This window comes from Pseudomonas sp. CM25, from assembly GCF_013179705.1.
Taxonomy (GTDB): Bacteria; Pseudomonadota; Gammaproteobacteria; order Pseudomonadales; family Pseudomonadaceae; genus Aquipseudomonas.
Genome location: NZ_JABMCW010000264.1, coordinates 1 through 7847, shown reverse-complemented (window position 1 = coordinate 7847; position 7847 = coordinate 1). Strand labels below are relative to the sequence as shown.

Here is a 7847-nt window from a genome sequence, read left to right as displayed (position 1 = left end):
ATGGCCGCCATTCTCGGCCTGGATGACGCTGTAGTCGTGGAAATTTGCGCCGAAGCGGCCGAAGACCAGGTGGTCAGCGCTGTCAACTTCAACTCGCCAGGCCAGGTGGTCATCGCCGGTAACAAGGCCGCGGTGGAGCGCGCCATGGAGCTGTGCAAAGCCAAAGGCGCCAAGCGCGCCTTGCCGCTGCCAGTAAGCGTACCTTCGCACTGTGCCCTGATGAAGCCGGCAGCCGATCGTTTCGCCGATGAAGTCAACGCCATCGATTGGAAGGCTCCGCAGATTCCGGTGGTGCAGAACGTAACTGCTGCTATCGCAGCCGACCTCGTTACGCTGAAAAAAGACCTGCTGGCCCAGTTGTATCAGCCGGTACGCTGGGTCGAGTGCGTGCAGACCCTGGCTGCCAACGGTGCGGTCAACCTGGTCGAGTGCGGCCCGGGCAAGGTTCTGGCTGGCCTGAACAAGCGTTGCGCCGAGGGCGTAACCACCTACAACCTCAACACCCCTGACGCCGTTGCCGCCACCCGCGCGGCTCTGGCCTGATTTGGAGAAGCTTGCATGAGCCTGCAAGGTAAAGTTGCACTGGTCACCGGCGCCAGCCGTGGCATTGGCCAGGCCATCGCCCTCGAGCTGGGCCGCCAGGGCGCGACCGTGATCGGCACCGCTACTTCGGCATCTGGCGCCGAACGCATCGCTGCCACCCTGAAGGAGCACGGCATTGCCGGCACCGGCATGGAACTGAATGTCACCAGCGCCGAGTCTGTAGAAGCTGTGCTGGGCGCCATTGGCGAGCAGTTCGGTGCTCCGGCGATCCTGGTCAACAACGCCGGCATCACCCGTGACAACCTCATGCTGCGCATGAAGGACGACGAGTGGTTCGACGTGATCGACACCAACCTGAACAGCCTCTACCGTTTGTCCAAGGGCGTGCTGCGTGGCATGACCAAGGCACGTTGGGGTCGTATCATCAGCATCGGCTCGGTCGTTGGTGCCATGGGTAACGCCGGTCAGGCCAACTACGCTGCCGCCAAGGCCGGCCTGGAAGGCTTCAGTCGCGCCCTGGCGCGTGAAGTGGGCTCGCGTGGCATTACCGTCAATTCGGTAACCCCGGGCTTCATCGACACCGACATGACGCGCGAACTGCCAGAAGCGCAGCGCGAGGCCCTGCAAACCCAGATCCCGCTGGGCCGCCTGGGCCAGGCTGATGAAATCGCCAAGGTGGTTTCGTTCCTGGCCTCCGACGGCGCAGCCTACGTAACCGGTGCTACTGTGCCGGTCAACGGCGGGATGTACATGTAACACTGCAACTCAATGTGACGGATTTCGTAAAAAAAGAGTCATACTGCGAGCCTAAAATCCGTTATAAAGCTGCAACCAGATTCCAGGCAGCGGGTAGGGTGGCCAGTTTTAAGGTGCGTTTAGCTTGAAAAGCAAACGTGTTTCTATAAAATTAGCCACCGGCCAGCTGCCTGACATATGTCCATTAGGAGTGAAAACTAGGTATGAGCACCATCGAAGAACGCGTCAAGAAAATCGTCGCCGAGCAACTGGGCGTCAAGGAAGAGGAAGTGACCAACGAGAAGTCCTTCGTCGACGACCTGGGTGCCGATTCGCTTGACACCGTTGAGCTGGTGATGGCTCTGGAAGAGGAATTCGAGACCGAAATCCCTGACGAAGAAGCCGAGAAGATCACTACCGTTCAAGCTGCCATCGACTACGTCAACAGCCACAAGGCCTAAGACGCTGTAGTCGACGCTTCTTGTCGGGAAAAACCGCACTGCCTTTGCCGGCGTGCGGTTTTTTCTTTGCGAGCGTCCTGCTTCGTTTGTCGGGGTCTCGATCCCCGAGCGTCGAGAGCTTGTTGCCATTTCATTCCGTTGCGTTGAATGCAATGGCAAGAAACTCTGTCATTAGAAAAGGAGAGTACTGTGTCGCGTAGACGCGTCGTGGTCACCGGTATGGGTATGCTGTCGCCACTGGGTACAGATGTACCGAGCACCTGGCAGGGCATTCTGGCTGGCCGCAGTGGCATTGGTTCGATCGAACACACGGACCTGTCTGCCTACTCCACCCGTTTTGGCGGCTCGGTGAAAGGCTTCGAGGTCGAGCAATACCTGTCGGCCAAAGAGGCTCGCAAGCTCGACCTGTTCATTCAGTACGGCCTGGCGGCCGGTTTCCAGGCCGTGCGTAATGCGGGCCTGGAGGTCACCGACGCCAACCGCGAGCGCATCGGCGTGGCCATGGGCTCGGGTATCGGCGGCCTGACCAACATCGAGGAAACCAGCCGCACCCTGCACGATTCGGGGCCGCGGCGTATTTCGCCGTTCTTCGTGCCGGGCTCGATCATCAACATGATCTCCGGTTTCCTGTCGATCCACCTGGGTCTGCAGGGGCCGAACTACGCCATTGCCACTGCCTGCACCACGGGCACCCACTGCATCGGCATGGCCGCGCGCAACATCGCCTACGGTGAAGCGGACGTGATGATCGCCGGTGGCGCCGAGATGGCCGCCTGCGGCCTCGGCATGGGCGGTTTTGGGGCCTCACGCGCATTGTCCACCCGCAATGACGAGCCAAGCCGGGCCAGCCGCCCGTGGGACAAGGGCCGTGACGGTTTTGTGCTGTCCGACGGTGCCGGCGCCCTGGTGCTCGAAGAGCTGGAGCACGCCAAGGCCCGCGGCGCGACCATCTATGCCGAGCTGGTCGGTTTCGGCATGAGTGGCGATGCCTATCACATGACCTCGCCACCCGACACCGGTGAAGGCGCTGCCCGCTGCATGACCAATGCCTTGCGTGATGCCGGTATTCAGCCAGAGCAGGTCAGCTACATCAACGCCCACGGCACCTCGACCCCCGCGGGCGATGTCGCTGAAGTGGCGGCGATCAAGCGCGTGTTCGGCGAGCATGCCTACAAGCTGGCGGTCAGCTCGACCAAGTCGATGACCGGTCACCTGCTGGGCGCCGCCGGTGCGGTAGAGGCGATTTTCAGCGTGCTGGCGATCAACAGCCAGATGGCACCGCCCACCATCAACCTGGACGAGCCGGACGAAGGCTGCGACCTCGACTTCGTGCCGCACCAGGCGCGGAGCATGCCGATCGACGTGGTGTTGTCCAATTCGTTCGGCTTTGGTGGCACCAACGGCTCGCTGGTGTTCCGCCGGTTCGCCGGTTGATGCAAAGCTGGATCGACGGCCAGCCGGCTGCTGCAGTCAACCTGCAGAACCGCGGGCTGGCCTACGGCGATGGGCTGTTCGAGACCATCGCCGTGCGTGGCGGCCGGCCCAGCCTGCTGGACGGCCACTGTGCACGCCTGGCGCTGGGCTGCCAGCGCCTGGCAATCAGCGTCGACCTGGCGCTGGTGCGCGACGAACTGATGCGTTATGCCGGCCAGCTGGGTGACGGCGTAGCCAAACTGATCCTTACTCGTGGCGACAGCCAGCGTGGCTATGCCCCGGCTGCGACGGCCGCGCCGCGGCGTATCCTGCAGGGCAGCCCGTTGCCCAGCTATCCTGTGGAGCATGCCGAACACGGCGTGCGGCTGTTCCCCTGCCAGACCCGGCTTGGGGAACAACCCCTGCTGGCCGGCCTCAAACACCTCAACCGCCTGGAGCAGGTGCTGGCCCGCGCCGAATGGCAGGACAGCGAGCATGCCGAAGGCCTGATGCGTGACGGGCAGGGCAGGGTGATCGAAGGGGTGTACAGCAACTTGTTCATGGTCCGCGATGGTGTGCTGTTAACCGCCGACCTCCACCGCTGCGGTGTGGCCGGGGTCATGCGCGCGGCGCTGCTGGAACAGGCTGCGCTGCTGGGTATCCCGGTACAGGTTTGCGACTTGCCTTTCGATGCGCTGGAGCAGGCTGATGAAGTATTCGTTTGCAATAGCGTGTACGGCATCTGGCCCGTGCGTGGCGTAGCCGCGCTAAACTGGTCGCCGGGCCCGCTCACCCGTAAACTGCAGGCCGTTGCCCGTACGTTACTGGAAAACTGAATTCGTGAGACGCAAACTCCTGCTGTTGCTGGAAATGAGCTTGATCCTCGCCGGCCTGGCGCTTGGCTGGTCGGCGTGGAAGATCAACTCGGTCCTGGAGCAGCCCCTGCACGTAACGCAGGAACGCCTGCTTGACGTGCCCAATGGCACCAACCCCAACCGCATGTTCTACCGCATGCAGGCCGAGGGGTTGCTCGATGATGCCGTCTGGTTGCGCTTGTACTGGCGCTTCAACATGGCGGGTACCCCCCTGCACACCGGTGAATACCGCCTGACCCCCGGCATGACTGTCGAGCAGCTGTTCGATGCCTGGCGCCGTGCCGACGTGGTGCAGTACAACCTGACCTTGGTCGAAGGCTGGACCTTCCGACAGGTGCGCTCGGCCGTGGCCAGGCACGAAAAGATCAAGCACACCCTGGAAGGCCTGTCGGACACCGAGGTAATGGACAAGCTCGGCCATGCCGGCGTGTTCCCCGAGGGTCGCTTCTTCCCGGATACCTATCGCTTCGTGCGCGGCATGAGCGATGTCGAGTTGCTCCAGCAGGCCTACATGCGCCTGGATGAAGTGCTGGCCAAGGAATGGGCCGCACGCACCACCGACCTGCCGTACCGCGACCCGTATCAGGCGCTGATCATGGCCTCGCTGGTGGAAAAGGAGACAGGCATCCCTCAGGAGCGTGGGCAGATCGCCGGCGTCTTCGTGCGGCGCCTGCGCCTGGGCATGATGCTGCAGACCGACCCGACTGTGATCTACGGCATGGGTGAGCGCTATAACGGCAAGATCACCCGCGCCGACCTGCGCGAGCCGACGCCCTACAACACCTACACCATCACTGGCCTGCCGCCGACGCCGATCGCGATGGTCGGTCGCGAAGCGATTCACGCAGCCCTCAACCCGTCGGACGGCACCAGCCTGTACTTCGTCGCCCGTGGCGATGGCAGCCATGTGTTCTCCGACGACCTTGACGATCACAACTCGGCGGTGCGCGAGTTCCAGCTCAAGCGCCGGTCGGACTACCGTTCCAGCCCCGCGCCGCAGTCTGAGTCGCAGCCGGGTATTGATGAAGCCGCGCCGCCTGAAGCACCGCCGGCGGATGAGCCGGACGCGGAGCCAGCGCCCGATGCGCCACCTGCGCAGGATGCCCCTGCCGGGGGCGCGCAAGCGGCCGAACGGCCGACGCCCGACGAACAACCTTAAGGACTGCCTGTGAGCGGCTTGTTTATTACCCTGGAAGGCCCCGAAGGCGCGGGCAAAAGCACCAATCGTGATTACCTGGCCGCACGCCTGCGCGAGCATGGCCTGGACGTGGTGCTGACCCGTGAGCCTGGCGGCACGCCATTGGCCGAGAAGGTCCGTGAACTGCTGTTGGCCCCCAGCGATGAGAGCATGGCGGCCGACACTGAGCTGCTTCTGGTGTTCGCGGCGCGTGCCCAGCACCTTGCTCAGGTGATTCGTCCAGCCCTGGATCGCGGGGCTATCGTCTTGTGTGACCGCTTTACCGATGCCACCTATGCCTACCAGGGCGGTGGTCGCGGTTTGTCGGTCGAGCGCATCGCGACCCTGGAGCAATTCGTCCAGGGCGACCTGCGCCCGGACCTGACCCTGGTCTTCGACCTGCCCGTCGAAGTGGGCCTGGCCCGGGCCGCCGCCCGTGGCCGCCTGGACCGTTTCGAGCAGGAAGGCCAGGGCTTCTTCGAAGCCGTGCGCGACGCTTACCTGCAGCGCGCCCAGCGCGAGCCGCAGCGCTACAGCCTGCTGGATGCCGCACAATCCCTCGAGGCTGTGCAGCGTGCCATCGACGCCCTGTTGCCAAGTATCCTGGAACGTTGCCGTGGCTGAGGCCTATCCATGGCAGCAGGCGCTGTGGTCACAGCTGGCCGGCCGCAGCCAGCACGCGCACGCCTACCTGCTGCATGGCCCGCAAGGTATCGGCAAGCGAGCGCTGGCCGAGCGGCTCATGGCCCGCCTGCTGTGCCAGCAACCGCAGGGCCTGGACGCTTGTGGCGGGTGCAAGTCGTGCCTGTTGCTCAGGGCCGGCAGCCACCCGGACAACTTCGTCCTTGAGCCAGAAGAAGCCGATAAGCCGATCAAGGTCGACCAAGTGCGCGACCTGGTGGCCTTCGTGGTGCAGACCGCGCAGCAGGGCGGGCGCAAGGTGGTATTGATCGAGCCGGTGGAGGCGATGAACGTCAACGCCTCCAATGCACTGCTCAAAAGCCTTGAGGAGCCTTCCGGCGATACTGTGCTGCTGCTGGTCACCCATCAGCCCAGCCGCCTGTTGCCGACCATCAAGAGCCGCTGTCAGCAGGTAGCCTGTCCGCAGCCCAGCCTGGCGCAGAGCCGGGCGTGGCTTGCCGGGGCCCTGCCTGACAGCGATGAGGCCGAGCGTGACGAGCTGCTGACCCTGGCTGCCGGGTCGCCACTGATGGCGGTCAGCTTGCAGGCGCAAGGCGTGCGCGAGCAGCGTGCGCTGGTCGCCGACGGGGTGAAGAAGCTGCTCAAGCAGCAGCAATCGCCCAGTCAGCTCGCCGATGCCTGGAGCGGTGTGCCGTTGTTGCTGCTGTTCGACTGGTTCTGCGACTGGGCGCACCTGGTCCTGCGCTATCAGTTGACCCAGGACGAGGAAGGTTTAGGCTTGGCCGATATGCGCAAGGTGTTGCAATACCTTGCGCAAAAAAGCCCCCAGGCCAAGGTACTGGAAGTGCAGGCGTGGATCCTGGAGCAGCGCCAGAAGGTGCTGGGCAAGGCCAACCTCAACCGTGTCCTGTTGCTTGAATCGCTGCTGGCGCACTGGCTGCAATTGCCGGGCGCCCGCTGATTTTCCTTTTCTTCATGTGTGCCGTTATCCCATGCTCGTAGATTCCCATTGCCACCTCGACCGTCTTGACCTCAGTGCCCACCAAGGGTCGCTCGATGCTGCCCTGCAGGCAGCGCGTGAGCGCGGGGTCGGGCATTTTCTGTGTATCGGCGTCAGTGCCGAGAACGCTGGCGCGGTGAAGGCGCTGAGCGAGCAGTACGCTGATGTCGATTGCTCGGTGGGTGTGCACCCGCTGGACCTGGCGCCAGGCGAAACCCCGGCGCTGGAGTGGCTGCTGCGCGAGCTGGCCCACCCGCATGTGGTGGCGATTGGTGAAACCGGGCTGGACTACCATTACGAGCCGGAGGCAGCCGAGCTGCAGCAGGCGTCGTTCCGCTTGCACCTGGAGGCGTCGCGACAAACGGGCAAGCCGGTGATCGTGCATACCCGGGCGGCCAGGGCCGACACTCTGGCGCTGTTGCGTGAGGCCAGCCTGCCCCAGGCGGGCGTGCTGCACTGCTTTACCGAGGATTGGGAAATGGCCAAGGCGGCGCTGGACCTGGGGTATTACATCTCGCTGTCCGGCATTGTGACGTTCCGCAATGCCGATGCCCTGCGTGAAGTGGCGCGGCAAGTGCCGGTTGACCGCTTGCTGGTGGAAACGGATTCGCCGTATCTGGCGCCTATTCCGCATCGGGGCAAGCCGAATCTGCCGCAGTATGTGCGGGACGTGGCGGAGTATGTGGCTTCGTTGCGGGGGGCCAGCTACGAGCAACTGGCGGAGCAGACCACTGCCAACTTCAAGCGGTTGTTCCCGTTGGCGCGGGTGCGCTGATTCGCAGCCCGTGCGCAAGCAAAAAAAAACCCGGGTTCTGGGGGGGGAATCCGGGTTAAGACCATTAGGAGTAAAACAAAGGTACGCGGTCCCTGAGCACCTTTATCAGCGCGCCACTCGGGGGGGATGCGTCGCGCCAACACTTCAAGTATTGGCCAGGTTTGGCGCAGTGCCAGTGTTTATTGATCGTTTTTTAAACAGATTTGGAATACGCCGCGCTTTCATT

9 protein-coding genes are annotated in these 7847 nt (G+C 63.4%); all 9 read left to right on the top strand.

The window, feature by feature from the left end:
• On the top strand, positions 1–543 hold a 543-nt coding region (locus HP546_RS22355; protein ID WP_172229539.1), incomplete at its 5' end, for an ACP S-malonyltransferase.
• Positions 544–558: 15 nt separating this feature from the next.
• A complete protein-coding gene (gene fabG, locus HP546_RS22350) occupies positions 559–1299 on the top strand; it encodes a 3-oxoacyl-ACP reductase FabG (RefSeq protein ID WP_172229537.1) in 741 nt (246 codons plus the stop codon).
• A gap of 203 nt (positions 1300–1502) precedes the next feature.
• Entirely contained in the window at positions 1503–1739 is a 237-nt protein-coding gene (acpP, locus tag HP546_RS22345; protein ID WP_008096410.1) for an acyl carrier protein, read from the top strand.
• A 189-nt stretch (positions 1740–1928) separates the two neighbouring features.
• A complete protein-coding gene (gene fabF, locus HP546_RS22340; RefSeq protein WP_172229535.1) occupies positions 1929–3173 on the top strand; it encodes a beta-ketoacyl-ACP synthase II in 1245 nt (414 codons plus the stop codon).
• Positions 3173–3988, top strand: a complete 816-nt coding sequence (gene pabC / locus HP546_RS22335; RefSeq protein WP_172229533.1) for an aminodeoxychorismate lyase — start codon at positions 3173–3175, stop codon at positions 3986–3988. Before fabF ends, pabC begins: the two co-directional genes overlap by 1 nt.
• Positions 3989–3992: 4 nt before the next feature.
• Positions 3993–5186 carry an endolytic transglycosylase MltG gene (mltG, locus tag HP546_RS22330; RefSeq protein ID WP_172229532.1) on the top strand — a complete coding sequence of 398 codons (1194 nt, stop codon included), beginning with the start codon at positions 3993–3995 and terminating at the stop codon, positions 5184–5186.
• A 9-nt stretch (positions 5187–5195) separates the two neighbouring features.
• Positions 5196–5828: a dTMP kinase gene (tmk, locus tag HP546_RS22325; RefSeq protein WP_172229530.1), complete on the top strand. Its 633-nt coding sequence runs from the start codon at positions 5196–5198 to the stop codon at positions 5826–5828.
• Positions 5821–6807, top strand: a complete 987-nt coding sequence (locus HP546_RS22320; RefSeq protein WP_172229528.1) for a DNA polymerase III subunit delta' — start codon at positions 5821–5823, stop codon at positions 6805–6807. The genes tmk and HP546_RS22320 overlap by 8 nt, the downstream gene beginning before the upstream one ends.
• A 31-nt stretch (positions 6808–6838) precedes the next feature.
• A complete protein-coding gene (locus HP546_RS22315) occupies positions 6839–7621 on the top strand; it encodes a TatD family hydrolase (protein ID WP_172229526.1) in 783 nt (260 codons plus the stop codon).
• The last annotated feature ends 226 nt before the right edge of the window (positions 7622–7847 follow it).